The organism is Cryptosporangium sp. NPDC051539, assembly GCF_044454545.1.
Lineage (GTDB): Bacteria > Actinomycetota > Actinomycetes > Mycobacteriales > Cryptosporangiaceae > Cryptosporangium.
Window position 1 is genome coordinate 263,854 of record NZ_JBITDV010000006.1, and the last position, 16,199, is coordinate 280,052.

The 16,199-nt window shown below is 72.7% G+C and carries 15 protein-coding genes; 11 read left to right on the forward strand and 4 right to left on the reverse strand.

Translation table 11 applies throughout. The features are described from left to right. Positions 1-6: 6 nt before the first annotated feature. The 5 genes from ACIBZJ_RS20395 to ACIBZJ_RS20415 all read left to right on the forward strand — a co-directional run bounded on the left by ACIBZJ_RS20395 (position 7) and on the right by ACIBZJ_RS20415 (position 5,058). Positions 7-1,242, forward strand: coding sequence for a Gfo/Idh/MocA family protein (locus ACIBZJ_RS20395; protein ID WP_395931738.1), 1,236 nt, complete (start codon positions 7-9; stop codon positions 1,240-1,242). Between the two features lie 272 nt (positions 1,243-1,514). Beyond that, positions 1,515-2,669 carry an ROK family protein gene (locus ACIBZJ_RS20400; RefSeq protein WP_395932293.1) on the forward strand — a complete coding sequence of 385 codons (1,155 nt, stop codon included), beginning with the start codon at positions 1,515-1,517 and terminating at the stop codon, positions 2,667-2,669. A 237-nt stretch (positions 2,670-2,906) separates the two neighbouring features. Then, entirely contained in the window at positions 2,907-3,665 is a 759-nt protein-coding gene (locus ACIBZJ_RS20405; protein ID WP_395931740.1) for a LamB/YcsF family protein, read from the forward strand. Beyond that, positions 3,662-4,411 (forward strand): putative hydro-lyase, encoded by a 750-nt coding sequence (locus tag ACIBZJ_RS20410; protein WP_395931742.1) that lies wholly within the window; start codon positions 3,662-3,664, stop codon positions 4,409-4,411. The genes ACIBZJ_RS20405 and ACIBZJ_RS20410 overlap by 4 nt, the downstream gene beginning before the upstream one ends. Then, positions 4,411-5,058: a GntR family transcriptional regulator gene (locus tag ACIBZJ_RS20415; RefSeq protein WP_395931744.1), complete on the forward strand. Its 648-nt coding sequence runs from the start codon at positions 4,411-4,413 to the stop codon at positions 5,056-5,058. Before ACIBZJ_RS20410 ends, ACIBZJ_RS20415 begins: the two co-directional genes overlap by 1 nt. Here the strand turns inward: ACIBZJ_RS20415 and ACIBZJ_RS20420 are convergent. Next, positions 5,034-5,984 (reverse strand): methionyl-tRNA formyltransferase, encoded by a 951-nt coding sequence (locus ACIBZJ_RS20420; protein WP_395931746.1) that lies wholly within the window; start codon positions 5,982-5,984, stop codon positions 5,034-5,036. The two genes, ACIBZJ_RS20415 and ACIBZJ_RS20420, sit on opposite strands and share 25 nt — an antisense overlap. Positions 5,985-6,111: 127 nt before the next feature. On the opposite strand from ACIBZJ_RS20420, the gene ACIBZJ_RS20425 reads away from it, so the two are divergent. The 3 genes from ACIBZJ_RS20425 to ACIBZJ_RS20435 are packed head-to-tail and all read left to right on the forward strand — an operon-like array spanning position 6,112 to position 9,869. After that, a complete protein-coding gene (locus ACIBZJ_RS20425; RefSeq protein ID WP_395931747.1) occupies positions 6,112-6,336 on the forward strand; it encodes an MbtH family protein in 225 nt (74 codons plus the stop codon). Between the two features lie 27 nt (positions 6,337-6,363). After that, positions 6,364-8,085, forward strand: a complete 1,722-nt coding sequence (locus ACIBZJ_RS20430) for an ABC transporter ATP-binding protein (protein ID WP_395931749.1) — start codon at positions 6,364-6,366, stop codon at positions 8,083-8,085. After that, positions 8,082-9,869, forward strand: coding sequence for an ABC transporter ATP-binding protein (locus ACIBZJ_RS20435; RefSeq protein WP_395931751.1), 1,788 nt, complete (start codon positions 8,082-8,084; stop codon positions 9,867-9,869). The genes ACIBZJ_RS20430 and ACIBZJ_RS20435 overlap by 4 nt, the downstream gene beginning before the upstream one ends. Here the strand turns inward: ACIBZJ_RS20435 and ACIBZJ_RS20440 are convergent. Genes ACIBZJ_RS20440 through ACIBZJ_RS20450 form a run of 3 tightly spaced genes read right to left on the reverse strand, consistent with a single transcriptional unit; the run spans position 9,866 to position 12,776 of the window. Further along, positions 9,866-10,678, reverse strand: coding sequence for an ABC transporter ATP-binding protein (locus tag ACIBZJ_RS20440; RefSeq protein WP_395932295.1), 813 nt, complete (start codon positions 10,676-10,678; stop codon positions 9,866-9,868). The genes ACIBZJ_RS20435 and ACIBZJ_RS20440 overlap by 4 nt on opposite strands. Beyond that, positions 10,675-11,742, reverse strand: a complete 1,068-nt coding sequence (locus ACIBZJ_RS20445) for a FecCD family ABC transporter permease (RefSeq protein WP_395931753.1) — start codon at positions 11,740-11,742, stop codon at positions 10,675-10,677. Before ACIBZJ_RS20445 ends, ACIBZJ_RS20440 begins: the two co-directional genes overlap by 4 nt. Further along, on the reverse strand, positions 11,739-12,776 hold the full coding sequence (locus ACIBZJ_RS20450; RefSeq protein ID WP_395931755.1) for a FecCD family ABC transporter permease: 1,038 nt from the start codon (positions 12,774-12,776) through the stop codon (positions 11,739-11,741). Before ACIBZJ_RS20450 ends, ACIBZJ_RS20445 begins: the two co-directional genes overlap by 4 nt. Positions 12,777-12,889: 113 nt before the next feature. Here ACIBZJ_RS20450 and ACIBZJ_RS20455 point away from each other — a divergent pair, with 113 nt between their 5' ends. The 3 genes from ACIBZJ_RS20455 (at position 12,890) to ACIBZJ_RS20465 (ending at position 16,140) form a co-directional block, all read left to right on the forward strand. Beyond that, the gene (locus ACIBZJ_RS20455; RefSeq protein ID WP_395931757.1) at positions 12,890-13,894 is read left to right on the forward strand and encodes an iron-siderophore ABC transporter substrate-binding protein; all 1,005 of its coding nucleotides are present in this window, start codon (positions 12,890-12,892) and stop codon (positions 13,892-13,894) included. Then, positions 13,891-14,724: a siderophore-interacting protein gene (locus ACIBZJ_RS20460; protein WP_395931759.1), complete on the forward strand. Its 834-nt coding sequence runs from the start codon at positions 13,891-13,893 to the stop codon at positions 14,722-14,724. The genes ACIBZJ_RS20455 and ACIBZJ_RS20460 overlap by 4 nt, the downstream gene beginning before the upstream one ends. Before the next feature lie 99 nt (positions 14,725-14,823). After that, the gene (locus ACIBZJ_RS20465; RefSeq protein ID WP_395931761.1) at positions 14,824-16,140 is read left to right on the forward strand and encodes a lysine N(6)-hydroxylase/L-ornithine N(5)-oxygenase family protein; all 1,317 of its coding nucleotides are present in this window, start codon (positions 14,824-14,826) and stop codon (positions 16,138-16,140) included. Positions 16,141-16,199 lie beyond the last annotated feature (59 nt).

Genomic DNA, 16,199 nt, shown 5'->3' on the forward strand with positions numbered 1-16,199 from the left:
CGGCTGGTGAGTCGAGTCAGCCTGGTAGTGGTCGGTGCGGGTTTGCGTGGGCAGGCCTACGCCGAACGTGCGGTGACCAGTGGCGGCGCCCGTATCGTCGCGGTCGCCGAGCCCGATGAGGGACGCCGCGAACGGTTCGCCGAGCGTTACGACGTTCCGCACGCGTTCGCCGACTGGACCGAACTGGCCGCCGCCGGAAAACTCGCCGACGCGGCGATCATCGCCACGCCCGACCGGCACCACACCGGTCCGGCGGTCGCGCTGGCCGGCCTGGGCTACCACCTGCTCGCCGAGAAGCCGCTCGCGCCCACCGAAGACGACGCCGAGCGCATCGCGGAAGCGGTCGAGCGCACCGGTGTGCTGTTCGCGGTCTGCCACGTCCTGCGCTACACGCCGTACACCAGGGTTTTGAAGGAACTGCTGGACGCGGACCGGATCGGCGAGGTCGTGAGCGTCCAGCACCTGGAGCCGGTCGGCTGGTGGCACCAGGCGCACTCGTTCGTCCGCGGGGAGTGGAGCAACAGCCGGACGTCCTCGCCGATGCTGTTGGCGAAGGCCTGCCACGACCTCGACTGGCTACTCTACGTGATGGGCCGCCCGGTCCGGCGCGTCAGTTCGTTCGGGCGTCTCACCCACTTCCGGCCGTCGTCGCGTCCGGCCGAGGCCGCGGATCGCTGCCTCGACTGCCCGTTGCAGACCACCTGCGCGTACTCCGCGACGCGCCTGTACTTCGACTGTCTGGGCGATCCCGAGCGCGAGTTCTGGCCGCTGTCGGCGGTCACCGCCGATCACACGGTCGAGGGCGTCCGGGAAGCACTGCGGACCGGTCCGTACGGCCGGTGCGTCTACGACAGCGACAACGACGTGGTCGACCACCAGGTGGTGTCGCTGGAGTTCGCGGACGGCGCGACCGGGTCCTTCACGATGACCGCGTTCACCCCGTTCGAGCTGCGCAAGACCCGCCTGTTCGGCACTCAGGGCTACCTCGAGGGCGACGGCGTCACGCTCCGGATCGTCGACTTCCGCACCGGCGCGGAGGAAACGGTCGTCACCGCCGACGCGTCCCTGTCGGCGGACCACTCCGACGGCGACCACGAACTGGTCGACCGCTTCCTGGCCGCGGTCGGGTCCGGTGACGGCTCGAGGCTCGACTCCGACACGGCCAGCGCCCTGGCCGGCCACCGGGTCGTGTGGGCCGCCGAACGCGCCCGCCGGTCCGGCACGGTCGTAGAACTCCGTTGAGACCCGAGGTCGTCCTGGCCGTCGACCTGGGTGGCACGTCCCTCAAATACGCGGTTCTGGACGCTCCGCAGCTGAGCACCGTCCCACCGCCCCGAGCGCGCCCCGCCGCGGACGCGCCCGGTCCGCCCGAGACCCGGCCGGGTCCGGGGTCGTCCGAGGCCCAGCCGCCTGCCACCGGGTCGCCCGAGGCGGCGCTGCGTTCGGCGGGGACGGTAGCGGTGTGGCCGAGCACGGTTGGGCCGGACCCGGTGGGCGCGGAGTCGCTGCGCTCGATGCGGCCGGCTTCGGCGGACGCTCTGATACCGGGCAGCGAGCGGCCTGGTGAGGGACGGCCTGGTGAGAGGCGGTCGGGGACCGCGGGCGGGAGCGAGGCCGGGGCGGCCGCGAGGGCGCTCGGTTCCGTCCGGTGGGCGGGGGCGACTCCGACCGGGCGGGAGCGGGGACCGGAAGCCGTGGTGGCGACCCTGATCGAGACGCTGGTCTCGCTCCGGGAGCGGTCGATCGCGGCGGGCTTGGCGCCGGTCGCGGTCGGGGTCGCGGTGCCGGGGCTGGTCGACGAAACGACCGGGGTGGCCAGGCACTCGGTGAACCTGGGCTGGCAGGACCTTCCCCTCCGGGACCGGATCGAGGAGCAACTGGGCCTCCCGGTGGCGCTGGCCAACGACGTCCGCGCCGGAGGATTGGCGGAAGCCCAACTGCTCGGCCGCGACGACGTCCTGTTCGTCCCGATCGGCACCGGCATAGCGGCCGCGCACGTCCGCAACGGCGAAGCCGCGCCCGGTGCGCACGGCGCCGCGGGCGAGTTGGGCCACGTCGTGGTCCGCCCCGGTGGCCGTGCCTGCCCTTGCGGACGCCGGGGCTGCCTGGAAGCCGAGGCCAGCGCCGCCGCCGTCGAGGCAATCTACGCCGCCGCCCTTCGCCCGCCTCCCGAGCGCGCTCCCGCCGCCGGCAGCACCGCAGCGGATGGCTCCTCGGCACCCATCGACCCGACCAGCCCCCTCCCGCCAGGCGCCCCCTCGAGCCGCACCCCAACCGGCGCCGCGCCAGCCGCGCCAGCCGCGCCAGCCGCGGCCTCGGCGGGTGGTGGCGCTTCGCCGGAGGCGGACGGGCAGCCGACCGTCACGGCGGCCGAGATCGCCCGGCGGGTGGCGGCCGGCGAGCCGCTGGCGGCAGCGGTCTGGCAGCGAGTGGTGGAGGCACTCGCTGACGGCCTGATGATCGCGTCCGCACTGCTGGACCCGGACGTGATCGTGATCGGCGGAGGACTGGCCCAGGCCGGCGAAACGCTGTTCTCGGCGCTGAGAACGGCCCTCGACGAGCGCCGCACGTTCCTCCCGATGCCCGCGGTCGTCCCCGCCGCACTCGGCGACCGGGCCGGCTGCACCGGCGCCGCCCTGCTCGCCGCCCGAATCGCCCCGCCCCGCTGAGCCGCGCGCCTCGCCCTCGCCGAGCCGCCGAGCCCGCCGAGCCGCCGAGCCCGCCGAGCCGCCGAGCCTGCCGAGCCGCCGAGCCCGCCGCCCCCGCCGAGCCCGCCGCCCCCGCCGAGCCCGCCGAGGGTCCCTCCAGCGCCGACGGCGGATGTCGTTCGTCCGCTCACCGGGCGAGATCACCGATCGGCGGATGCGGTGCTGGACGGATTGTTGAACGATCTTTAGCGTTCGGGTATGGCGTCGATCGATCTGAACAGTGACCTCGGCGAGAGCTTCGGGTCCTGGCGGCTGGGCGACGACCGGGCGCTGCTGAAGATCGTGAGCAGCGCCAACGTCGCCTGCGGATTCCACGCCGGTGACCCGCGGACGTTGCTGGAGACGTGTGCGCTCGCGGTGGAGTCCGGGGTCGTGATCGGCGCCCAGGTGGGGTACCGCGACCTGCCGGGATTCGGGCGAAGGTTCATCGACTACGCGCACGACGACCTGGTCGCGGACGTGCTGTACCAGCTCGGAGCCCTGGCCGGGCTGGCCGGGGTGGCGGGCTCGCGAGTGCGGTACGTGAAGCCGCACGGGGCGCTCTACAACGCGATCGTGCGTCACACCGGGCAGGCGGCGGCGGTGGTGGAGGCGGTGGTGCGGTTCGACGCCACGCTGCCGGTGCTGGGGCTGCCGGGCTCGGAGTTCCTGCGGCTCGCGGCCGAGGCCGGGCTGCGGACGGTGCGCGAGGCGTTCGCGGACCGCGGCTACACGGCCGGTGGCGAGCTGGTGCCGAGGCGGGAACCCGGGGCGGTGCTGCACGATCCGGCTGAGGTCGCCGCGCGGGTCGTGCGCCTGGTCCGCGACGGTTCGGTGGTGGCCGTGGACGGCACGGTGGTGCCGGTGGACGCCGACTCGGTGTGCGTCCACGGCGACTCGCCCGGGGCGGTCGAGATGGCGTCCTCCGTCCGGGCCGCCCTCGAAGCGGCCGGCGTGCGTGTCGGGCCGTTCGGATGAACTGGCGACGAGAATTCCGGACCGGGCTGGTGCGGCCGACCGCCGGGCTCGCGCCCGGCCGTACCCAGGCGAACCTGATCGCGGTTCCCCGCGGCTGGGCCTGGGACATGCTGCTGTACGCGCAGCGCAACCCGAAGCCCTGCCCGGTGCTCGACGTGTGCGAGACCCCCACCACCGAGCTCGCTCCCGGCGCGGATCTCCGGACCGATCTGCCGCTGTACCGGGTGTGGCGCGACGGGCAGCTCCTCGCCGAGGTCGGCGACGCGACCAGCGCCTGGCGCGACGACCTCGTCGCGTTCCTGATCGGCTGCAGCTTCACGTTCGAGGCGGCGCTGCTCGCGGCCGGTATCGAGATCCGCCACGTCACCCAGGACCGCAACGTCCCGATGTACCGCACCGGCCGGCAGTGCCGCCCGGCCGGGCGGCTGCACGGCGAGCTCGTCGTCTCGATGCGCCCGATCCCGGCTGGTCGCGTCGCCGACGCGATCAGGATCAGCGGACGCTTCCCGGCCGTGCACGGGGCGCCGGTGCACGTCGGCGACCCGGCGGGCCTCGGGATCAGCGACCTGAGCGAACCCGACTTCGGCGACCCGGTCGACATCCGGCCCGGCGAACTGCCGGTGTTCTGGGCCTGCGGCGTGACGCCCCAGGCAGCGATCATGGCGTCGGCGGTGCCGTACGCGATCACCCACGCGCCGGGGCATATGTTCGTCACCGACATCCCGGACAGCAGGTACGAGGTCTGATGACACGATTCGTGCTCGGTTCGGCGGCGCGCGCGGTCGCCGACCTCCGCGAGCGGGTCACCGCCGGCGAGCTCGCCCCCGGCAGCCAGCTCTCCGAGACCCGCTGGACGAACGAGCTCGGCGTCTCCCGCAACACGCTGCGGGAGGCGTTCAGCACGCTCGTCGAGGAGGGGCTGCTGGTCCGGATCCCGCACCGCGGGGTGTTCGTCGCGTCGCTCACCGCCGCCCAGATCGCCGATCTCTACCGCGTCCGGGTGCTGCTCGAGTGCTCGGTGCTCCGGGACGCCCCGGTCGACCCGCCGCGCGCGGACGGGCTACGGGCGGCGGTCGAGGACGCGGAGAAGTGCGCGGCGGAGGGCGACTGGCGTGCGGTCGGAACCGCGAACATGCGCTTCCACGAGCAGATCATCGCGCTCGCCGGCAGCCCGCGGCTCGACGCCTGGATGACGCAGCTCACCGCGGAGCTGCGCCTCGCGTTCGTCGCCGCGTCCGACCACGAGGCGCTGCACCGGCAGTTCGTCCCGCGCAACGCCGAGATCACCGCCGCCTACGAGGCCGGGGACGCCGTCCGCGCCGCCGACCTCCTTCGCCGGTACCTGGAGCTGTCCGAACGCGCGCTGACTCAGGCCGGCGACGACGTGAGGTAGCCGCCCATCGTGCGGAAGTACTCCAGTGCGGGCAGCTCCTTGCCCTCCGACGTCCGCACCCGCGTGACCACCAGCGCCCGGTTGCGTCCCCGCCGGGCGTCGGCGCCGGCCACGACGGCCACGCCGTCGCCCTCGCGGTAGAAGATCCGGCCCGGTGTGCCGCCGTACACCGCGGCCGACACGTCCGCCGCCAGGATTTCGAGCCGCTCCTGCCGGTGGAAGCAGAACGCCGCCGGATACGGCGCCGACTGGGCCCGGACCAGCCGCTCGAGCTCGTCGGCCGGCCACGTCCAGTCGATCCGGATGTCCTCTTCGGACCGCTTGTGGAAGAAGCTGGCCTTCGACCGGTCCTGCTGCGGGAAGTCGGTGCGCCCACTCCCCAGTTCGGCCAGCGCGGAGAGCAGGAGCGGCTCGATCAGGTCGAGCGTCGCGTGGAACAGGTCGGTCGCGGTGTCCTTCGGTCCGACCGGGATCGCCCGTTGCGCGACGATCGGGCCGGCGTCCAGGGTGGCGTCCATCAGGTGCGCGGTGACCCCCACCTCGGGTTCGCCGTTGATCAACGCCCAGATCAACGGCGAGAAGCCGGCGTAGGCGGGCAGCAGGGCGTCGTGGATGTTGAGCGTCCCGAGCCGGGGGAGCGAGAAGATCCGCGGCGGGATCCAGGTCCGCCAGTTGTTCGCGACGATGACGTCCGGCGCGACCTCGTCCAGCCGGCGGTAGAGCTCGTCGTCGTCGGGGCGGTCGCGTAACACGACCGGGATGCCGGCCGACTCGGCGAGCTCGGCGACCGAGTCGGACCAGACCTTCTCGTAGACGCCGCCGCCGGGGTGGTGGGTGACGACCAGGACGACCTCGTGGTCGGAGTCCAGCAGCGCCCGGAGCGTCCGGTGGCCCCAGGTCTGGTAGCCGAACATGACGACCCGCATACGTCCTCCTGTGTGCATCTCGCCTCAACCCGCGGCCTCAATTCCTACCGCTGCGGTTAGGCTAGGCTAACCTCCGCGGCGGCGCTGCCGGAACGGCCACCCGCGAGATCCCGACGAAGGAGAACCCATGTCGACGAACCCCTTCGACGACGAGAACGGCTCGTTCGTGGTGCTGGTCAACGACGAGGACCAGCACTCGCTCTGGCCGACGTTCGCCACCGTTCCGGCCGGGTGGAGGGTCGCGTTCGGCGGGGACGGCGCGTCCCGCGACGACTGCCTGGCCTACGTCGAGACGAACTGGACCGACCTCCGTCCCCGGAGCCTCCGCGAGAGCATGGCTTTCGACTCTTAACGCCATCCAGGGGACGAAAGGGGCGCGATGGACCGGGCTGATCCGGTGCGGAAGGCCGGGGGACGGCGGATTCTGCGCGGGTCGTTGACCCGCAACGGGCGCCGGTTGGGTCTCGGCACACTCGGCGTTTCCGTGCACCAGGTCTGCGAGACGCTGGTGCCGATCCTGATCGGCGTGATCGTCGACCAGGCGGTGGCCACCGGTGCGCGAGGCCACCTCGCGCTCTGGGTCGGGATGCTGGCGGCGCTGTTCCTGGCTCTGACCACCGCGTACCGGCTCGGGGCGCGGCAGCTGATGGCCGCGATCGCCGAGGAGGCCCACCAGCTGCGGCTGCAGGTGTCGGGCCGGATCCTCGACCCACGCGGTTTGAAGACCGACCTGCCCGCCGGCGAACTGCTCACGGTCTCCACTTCGGACGCGGACAACGCGTCGGACCTGCTCGACTACCTCCCGCGGATCGTCGGCGCGGTCGTCGCGACGATCGCGTCGGCGATCGCGCTGCTGGTCATCGACGTCCCGCTCGGCCTGCTCGTGCTGGCCGGGACGCCGCTGGTGCTGCTCGTGCTGGACCGGGTCTCGCCGCTGATCACCCGGCGGGTGACCAGCCAGCAGGAGCTGGCCGGCGAGGCCACGTCGCTGGCGACCGACCTGGTCAGCGGCGTGCGTCCGCTGCGGGGCATCGGGGCCGAGCGGGCCGCGTCCGCCCGGTACCACGAGGTCAGCAGGCGGTCGCTGCGCGCGACGCTGCGGGCGGCCCGCACCCAGGGCGGGTACCTGATCGCCTCGAACACGCTCTCGACGCTGCTGGCCTGCGCGGTCGCGATCCTGGCCGGGTACTTCGCGCTGGCCGGGCGGATCTCGGTCGGCGAGCTGATCACGGTCATCGGCCTGGCGCAGTTCCTGATGGAGCCGGTCGGTCTGCTGGCGCTGGCCCCTTCCTACGTGGCCGAGGCGCGGGCGTCGGCCGAGCGGGTCGCGGCGGTGGTGGACGCCGAGCCGCTGCTGCCCGGGCCCGGCGAGCCGCTTCCGGACGGGCCGCTCGCGGTAGCGCTGTCCGGCGTGCGCTACGGCCCTCTCACGGAGCTCGACCTGACCGTCGTCCCGGGCGAGGTGGTCGGCATCGTCGCCACCCGGCCGGCCGAGGGCGAGGCGCTGGTGCGGCTGCTGTCCGGACGCGTCCCCCCGGCCGAGTACGAGGGATCCGTGCTGCTCGGGGGGCGTCCGCTGCACGACCTCGACGGCCGGGCCGGGCTGCTGGTCCAGCCGCACAAATCCGACTTGTTCGGCGGCTCGATCGAGGCGAACGTGCTGGCCGGCGCCGGCGCGTTCCGACCCGGCGACGACCGCGGCACCTGGGACGCCGTGCTGCGCTGCTCGGCCACCGACGAGGTGATCTCCGCGCATCCGGAGGGACTCGGTCACGTGGTCGTCGAGCGGGGCGCGAACCTGTCCGGCGGGCAGCGGCAGCGGGTCGCGCTGGCCCGGGCGCTGCTGGTGCGATCCCGGGTGCTCGTGCTGCACGACCCGACGACCGCGATGGACTCGGTCACCGAACACGTCATCGCGCAGGGCGTCCGCGGCCTTCGCCGGAACGCGGGCCTGAGCACCGTCCTCATCGCCAGTAGCCCGGCGTTGCTGGCGGTCACCGACCGCGTGCTGGTGCTGGAGGGCGGACGGATCGTGACCGAGGGGACCCACGCGGACCTCGGCGCCGTCGACGAGTCGTACCGGAAGGCGGTGCTGCGGTGACCCGCGACCTGTTGCCGATCGCCGGACCGGGGCGGACCGGGGCCTGGCTCTGGCGCGAGCTGCGCGCCCACCGGTTCGACAGCGCGGCGACGCTGCTCGTCGGCCTGATCGCGGCGGCCGCCGCGATCGTGCCCGCGTACGTGCTGGGGTACCTGGTGGACCAGGTCCGGGCGGGCGCCGAGCCGTCGGTGATCGTCCGGGTGACGATCGCCGTGGTGGCCGCGGCGGTGCTCGGCGGTATCGCGACCGGGTTCTCGACGATGCTGATCGCCCGGCTCTGCGGCCGGATACTGGCCGATCTGCGCGAACGGGTGGTCAGCCGGGCGCTGACTCTGCCCACGCCGGTGCTGGAGCGGGCAGGCAAGGGCGACCTGCTGTCCCGGGTCGGCGCGGACGTGGCGACGATCGGCCAGGCCGTGACCGTGACCGTGCCGAACATGGTCGCGTCGGTGCTGCTCGGCGTGTTGAGCCTGGCCGCGATGGCGGGGATCGACTGGCGCCTGGGGCTGGCCGGCGCGGTGGCGGTACCGGCGTACGGGTTCGCGTTGCGCTGGTATCTGCCCCGGTCGGCGCCCGGTTACGCGGCGCACCGGGAGGCGATCGCCGAGCGCGGCCAGCTGCTCGTCGACAGCGCCCAGGGACTGCGGACCGTGCACGCCTACCAGCTGGAACGGCGGCACCTGGCCGAGATCGACGTGGCCTCGGCGAAGGCCAGGGACGTGTCGGTCTCGGTGTTCGCGCTTTTCACCCGGTTCGTCGGGCGGGTCAACCGGGCCGAGTTCCTCGGCCTGGCGTCGATCCTGGTGTTCGGGTTCGTGTTGGTGGAGAACGGCTACGTCACGGTGGGCGAGACGTCGGCGGCCGCGGTGCTGTTCCACCGGCTGTTCAACCCGATCGGCGTGCTGCTGTTCGGATTCGACGACATCCAAGCCGGTGGGGCGAGCCTCGCGCGGCTGGTGGGCGTCGTCGACCTGCCGCCGGAGCCGACACCACCGGCGGGCCCGGCACCGGCGGACGCGTCCCTGGAGCTGTCCGGAGTCGACTTCAGCTACGACGGCACCGCGCAGGTGCTGTTCGGCGTCGGGCTCCGGGTGGAGCCGGGGCAGCGGGTGGCACTGGTCGGCTCGACCGGGGCCGGGAAGTCCACGCTGGCGCTGATCGCGGCCGGGTCGCTGACCCCGACGGCCGGTTCGGCGCTGGTCGGGGGAGTGCCGGTGGCGTCGCTGCCACCGGACGAGATGCGGCGGCAGGTGGCGATCATCAGTCAGGAGACGCACGTGTTCGCCGGGCCGCTGCTGGAGGACCTGCGGCTGGCCCGGCCGGGCGCGTCGTCCGAGGAGGCGGAGGAAGCGCTCCGGACCGTGGACGCGCTCGGCTGGGTGTCGGCGCTCGCCGACGGCCTCGACACGGTGGTGGGCGAGGGCGGCCACGAGCTGACCCCGGCGCAGGCCCAGCAGCTCGCGCTGGCCCGGCTGGTGCTGCGCGACCCGGCGATCGCGATCCTCGACGAGGCCACCGCGGAGGCCGGGAGCGCCGGGGCGCGCGCGCTCGAGGAGTCGGCCGCCGCGGCCACGAGGGGGCGGACGACGCTGGTGGTGGCCCATCGGCTGACCCAGGCGGCGTCGGCCGACCGGATCGTCGTGCTGGAGCACGGCCGGGTCGTCGAAGACGGCTCCCACGCCGCCCTGGTGGCAGCCGGCGGCCGCTACGCCGAGCTCTGGACGGCCTGGGAAGGACGGGTACCCCGCGGCTACGCCACGGCGCGGGCGACCGGTGGCGCCTAACTCGACGGTACGGCCTGGTGGTGGCGGCCAATCGGGACGATCATCGGCGTCCCGGTGACCGGGTCGGCGCCGACCTGGCACTCGACCGAGAACACGTCCCGGATGAGCGCGACGTCCACCACGTCGGCGGGCGGGCCCTGCCGCACGATCCGCCCGTCCTGCATCGCGATCAGGTGATCGGCGTAGCGGCACGCCTGGTTCAGGTCGTGCAGCACCATCACCACGGTCTTCCCCTCGTCCCGGTTGAGGTCCACCACCAGGTCGAGCACGTCGATCTGGTGCGCCAGGTCGAGGAACGTCGTCGGTTCGTCGAGCAGCAGCAACGGCGTGCCCTGGGCGATCGCCATCGCGATCCAGGCCCGCTGACGCTGCCCGCCGGAGAGCTCGTCGACCGGCCGGTCCTTCAGTTCGGTCATGCTGGTCGCGGCCAGGGCCGCGGAAACGGCGGATTCGTCGTCGCCCGACCACTGGCGCCACCAGGTCTGGTGCGGCGAGCGCCCCCGGGTGACCAGGTCGACGACCGTGAGGCCGGCCGGTGCCACCGGCGACTGCGGCAGCATCCCGATCGTGCGCGCGACCTGGCGGGTCGGTTGCGAGTGGATCGACTTGCCGTCGAGCGTCACCGTGCCGGACTTCGGGGCCAGCAGCCGGGCGAGCGCGGCCAGCAGCGTCGACTTGCCGCAGGCGTTGGCGCCCACGATCACCGTGATCCGCCCGGGCGGGAGGTCGACGGACAGCCCGTCGACGACGACCCGTTTGTCGTAGCCGAGCGTGAGGCCCTCCGCCCGCAATTCAGGTTCCACGGTCAGCCTCCGGATCCGGATCGGTTGGCCCGGGTGAGCAGCCACAGCAGGACGGGTGCCCCCAGGATGCCGGTCACGACTCCGACCGGCAGGTGGACGTCGACGAGCACGTGCCTGCTCACCAGGTCGGCGCCGAGCACGAGCACCGACCCGGTGAGGGCCGAGCCGATCAGCGGCGGCGTCGGCGTGCCGGCGACGCGCTGCGCGATCTGCGGCCCGACCAGCGCGACGAACAGGATCGGACCGGCCGCCGACGTCGCGAACGCGGCCAGGCCCGACGCGACGAGCAGCAGCGCGAACCGCACCGCGCCGACCGGCGTCCCGAGGCCGGCCGCGACCGCGTCGCCGAGTTGCAGGGTCTTGAGCCACCGGCTGAGCAGCAGCGTCACCGGGACGAGCACCGCGCACGAGAGCACCAGCGGCCGGACGTGACCCCAGTTGCGCTCGTTGAGGTTGCCGACCAGCCAGGCCACGGCCGCGTTGGCCTGGTACGGCAGGGCCTTGGCCAGCAGGTAGTCGGTGAGGCTGGTGAACGCCCAGGACACCCCGATGCCGACGAGGATCAGCCGGTACCCGGTCGCGCCGCGCGAACCTCCGAGCGACAGCACGTACACCAGCGCCCCGGCGACGAACGCGCCGAGCAGGCCGAGCACCTGGCTGCCGACGCCCGCGCCCCAGCCGACCACGAGGCCCGCCACCACCGCGGCCTGCGCTCCGGACGTGACGCCGATCAGGTCGGGGCTGGCCAGCGGGTTGCGCGACATCGTCTGGAACACCGCCCCGGAAAGTCCGAACGCGAACCCGACCAGCAGCGCGACCAGCGCCCGGGGCATCCGCAGCTCCTGGACGACGAGCAGCGTGGCCGGATCTCCCCGCCCGAACACGGCGGGCACGACGTCCGCCAGTGGAAGGGAGAGGTCGCCGGTCGCCAGGCTCAGCACGAACCCGGTGAACGCGAGCGCGGCGAGCACGACGGCCGCCACGACGGCGCGGACGTGGACGACGCCGGAGACCCCGGCCCGGCCGAAGCGCCAGGTGGCGCGCCCCTCGGACAGCGTGAAGGCGCTCACAGTTCCGCCGGCGAACGGCGGCGGACGAGCGCGATGAAGAACGGCGCACCGAGAAACGCGACGACGACCCCGACCTGCATCTCCGACGGCCGGATGACGATCCGCCCGATGATGTCGGCGGCCAGCAGCAACGCGGGCGAGAGGATCATCGTGAACGGCAGCAGCAGCCGGTAGTCCGGGCCGGTGAGCATCCGCACCAGGTGCGGAACCACCAGCCCGACGAACACGATCGGCCCGGTCACCGCGACCGACGCGGCGGCCAGCAGCGTGACCGCGAGCGCACCGGTGACCCGCACCAGCCCGACCCGGCGCCCCAGCGCACGAGCCATCCGGTCGCCGAGCGCGAGGCTGTTCAGCGCGGGTGCGGCGCTCAGCCCGAGCACCGCGCCGACCAGCAGGAACGGCGCCACCCGCCAGAGCACACCGGCGTCTTGCCCGGCGAGCGATCCCGCCGACCAGAACCGGTAGCGGTCGAGCGCGGCCTGGCTCGACAGCACGATCGCACTGGTGAGTGACCCGAGCAACAGCGTGACGCCGACCCCGGCGAGCGCGAGCTTCACCGGGGTGGCCCCGCCCTGGCCGAGGCCGCCGAGCAGGTAGACGACCGCGCTCGCCGCGATCGCGCCGAGGATCGCGAACCAGACGTACCCGTAGAAGCTGCCAACGTGCAGCAGCGCGACCGCGGCGACGATCCCGAACGACGCACCGGCGCTCACGCCGAGTAACCCGGGGTCGGCCAGCGGATTCCGGGTCAGCCCCTGCATCAGCGCGCCGGCCAGCCCGATGGACGCACCGGCCATCAGGCCGAGCACGGTACGGGGAATCCGCAGGCCACGGACGATCGCGAGCTCGTCGTCGGGTGCGCGTCCGGGCGAGAACAGCGCGTCGAGGACGTGGCCGAGCGGGATCGAGCGGGCGCCGATCGCGATCGAGGCCAGGCAGATCGCGGCGAGAACGACTACCAGGAGCAACAACACGACCGGTCGTGTCGGCAACGATCGGCGCTCGGCCGTCCGCTCGCTCAGTGCGCTCACCCGCAGCCTCTCGAAACCGGGGGCCTGTTTACAGCGAGGCCCGGCGTTGCTTAGGTTAGCCGAACCTATCTTGTTGACCTCGATGACTTCCCCCGATGTGGAGGAAAGCCACCATGAAGAAACGCACCCTCGTACAGGCGGCGCTCTCGCTGGCTCTCGGCGTGGCGCTCGTCGGGTGCAGTGGCGACGACGCCGCGACGACGACGACGCCCTCCGTCTCGTCCTCCGGCAGCGCGTTCCCGGTGACGATCGCCCACAAATACGGGTCGACGACGATTCCCCGGGCCCCGGAACGCGTGGTCACGCTCGGCCTGTCCGACCAGGACGCCGTGCTCGCGCTGGGCACCGTCCCGGTCGGTGCCGTCGACTGGTTCGGCGAGAAACCGTTCGGCAACTGGCCGTGGGTGAAGGACAAGTGGACGACCGCTCCGACGATCGTCGGCGAGCGGGACGACTACGACGTCGAGAAGATCATCGGGCTCAAGCCCGACCTGATCCTCGCCCAGTACTCCGGCATGACCCAGGCCCAGTACACGACGCTGTCGAAGATCGCGCCGGTCGTCGCCCAGATCAAGGAGTTCCCGGATTACTCGGCGCCCTGGCAGGACATGGCCACGGTGATCGGGAAGTCGCTCGGCCGGGAACCCGAGATGGACAAGATCCTGACCGGCATCGACGACCAGCTCGCCCGGGTCAAGAAAGACAACCCGGAGTGGGCGAACCAGACCGCGGTCGTCGTCGACCCGTCCGAGCCCGGCATGTACGCGGCGTTCGCCGAGTCCGACCCGAAGGCCCAGCTGATCCGGGACATGGGCTTCAAGCTCAGTCCCGAGGTCACGAAGCTGGCCGGCAAGGACACCGCCGCGGTGCTGAGCGCCGAGCGGCTCGACGTGCTCGACGTCGACCGGCTGGTGCTGCTGACCACCGACGCCACCGTGCGCCCGCGGGTCGAGAAGGACCCGGCGTTCGCGGCGCTGAAGGTCGTCCGGGAGAAGCGCACGACCTGGCTGCCCTACACCGACGCCCCGCCGGTCGGTGGCGCGCTGACGTTCGTCACGCCGCTGAGCGTTCCCTGGGCGATCGACCAGCTCGTGTCGATGCTCAACTCGAACGGTTGAGCCCGGACCGCCCCTTCGATCTGCGGGTCACCGGCGTGTGCCGGCTCGGTCCGACGTTCGTCCGGGTGACCGCGGCCGGCGAGGATCTCGCCGACTTCGCCGGCCACGGTGGCGACCAGCGGATCAACCTGCTGTTCGGCGCCCACCGGGCGTTCGCGGCGACGACCGACTGGGTGGCGACCTGGCAGGCCGAGCGGGTACCGCTGCGGACCTACACGGTCCGGGCGTTCCGCCGGCAGGCGCGCGAGGTCGACGTCGACTTCGTCCTCCACTCCGACGCCGGACCGGCCTCCCGGTGGGCGGGCGCGGTCCGGATCGGCGACCCGCTGACGATGATCGGGCCGGTGACCGGCGCCGCGGTGGCGGACGTCGCCTGGGCGCCCCCGCCGGGCGCCGGGCGTCTGCTGCTGGCCGCGGACGAGGCCGCCGTGCCCGCCGCGGCGGCCATCGTGGAGGGGCTCGGCGGACGGGCGGCAACCGTCGTCCTCGAGGTGCCGGACCCCGCCGACGCGACCGTGGTGCCGGCCACGCCCGGGGTGGAGCTGATCTGGCTCTGCCGGGCCCGGGGCGAGCGCCTCGGGCCGGTCGTGCGTTCCCTGGTCGCGGACCTCGAACCGCCCGCTGCCGGAGCGGATGCCGCTCCGGAGTCCGACCCGGACGACATCTGGGACGTGCCGGACAACGCCGAGGGCGGGTTTTATGCCTGGCTTGCCGGCGAGGCGGGTGCGGTGACGGACCTACGGCGCCACCTGGTGCGTGACCGTGGATTCGATCGTCGGTCCGTGGCTTTCATGGGCTATTGGAAGCGCGGACGCGCACAAGCCAACTGATGTCACAGCTGTCTCGGAAGTGACGCGAACCGTTGACGGCCGCCCGATGTTAGGTAAGCCTGTCCTTGCAAGACCGAGAGTCGACTGAGGATGGGATACATGGTGCAGACCTCGCCGGACGGTGGGATCGACGAGTTCGACGTCGTGGGAGTGGGGTTCGGGCCATCCAATCTGGCTCTCGCGGTCGCCATGACCGAAGGCGGAGACGCCCCGTCGGCGGTGTTCCTGGAGCGCCAGAACGACTTCGGATGGCACCGGGGGATGCTGCTCGACGACGCGACGATGCAGGTCTCGTTCCTCAAGGACCTGGTGACGCTGCGGAACCCGACCAGCCGTTTCAGCTTCCTGTCGTACCTGCACGAGCAGGACCGGCTGGTGGACTTCATCAACCACAAGACGCTGTTCCCGCTCCGGATCGAGTTCCACGACTACCTCGAGTGGGCCGCCGCGCAGATGGGCGATCGGGTCCGGTACGGCCACGAGGTGATCGGTGTCCGCCAGGTCACCGGCGGGGACCGGATCGACCGGGTCGAGGTGCTGGCCGACACCGGCAGCGGAACGACCACGCTGCGGGCGAAGAACCTGATCCTGGCGACCGGCCTGCAGCCGTTGCTCCCGGCCGGCGTGGTCGCCGACGACCGCATCTGGCACAGCCGCGACCTGCTGCACCGGGTCTCCACCCTGGGCACCGCGCGCCCCCGGCGCTTCGTCGTCGTCGGCGCGGGCCAGAGCGCGGCCGAAGCGACCGCGTTCCTGCACGAACGCTATGCGGACGCCGAGGTCTGGGCGGTGTACTCGCGGTTCGGATACAGCCCGGCCGACGACAGCTCGTTCGCGAACCGGATCTTCGACCCCTCGGCCGTGGACGACTTCTACGACGCGCCGGACCGGGTCAAGGACCAGCTGCTGAACTACCACGCGAACACGAACTACTCGGTCGTGGACTCCGACCTGATCGCGGAGCTGTACCGGCGCACGTACCGCGAGTCGGTGCTCGGGCGGCCGCGGCTGAAGATGATGAACGTGACGCGGCTGGTCAACGCGGTGTCGCAGGCCGACGGGGTACGGATCACGGTCGAGACGCTGACCACCGGCGAGCAGGCCGTGCTGGACGCGGACGTCCTCGTGTGCGCGACCGGCTACGACCCGGTGGAACCGGCGACGCTCCTCGGCGACCTCAACGGCTACTGCCACCGGGACGCGAACGGACGCCTCGAGGTCGGGCGTGACTACCGGGTGTCCACCGACGACACGCTCGGCGTCGGCATCTACCTGCAGGGCGGCACCGAGCACAGCCACGGGATCAGCTCGTCGCTGCTCTCCAACGGCGCGATCCGCGCGGCCGAGATCCTCTCGTCGGTGCGTGACCGGAGCGCCGCGCGGGCGCAGCCGGTGTCGTCGGCCGCGGCGAGCTAGCGGTCCGCGCGTCACCTCGCCGAACTCGACAACGAATGGGGTAGATCAGCGTGTCCGCG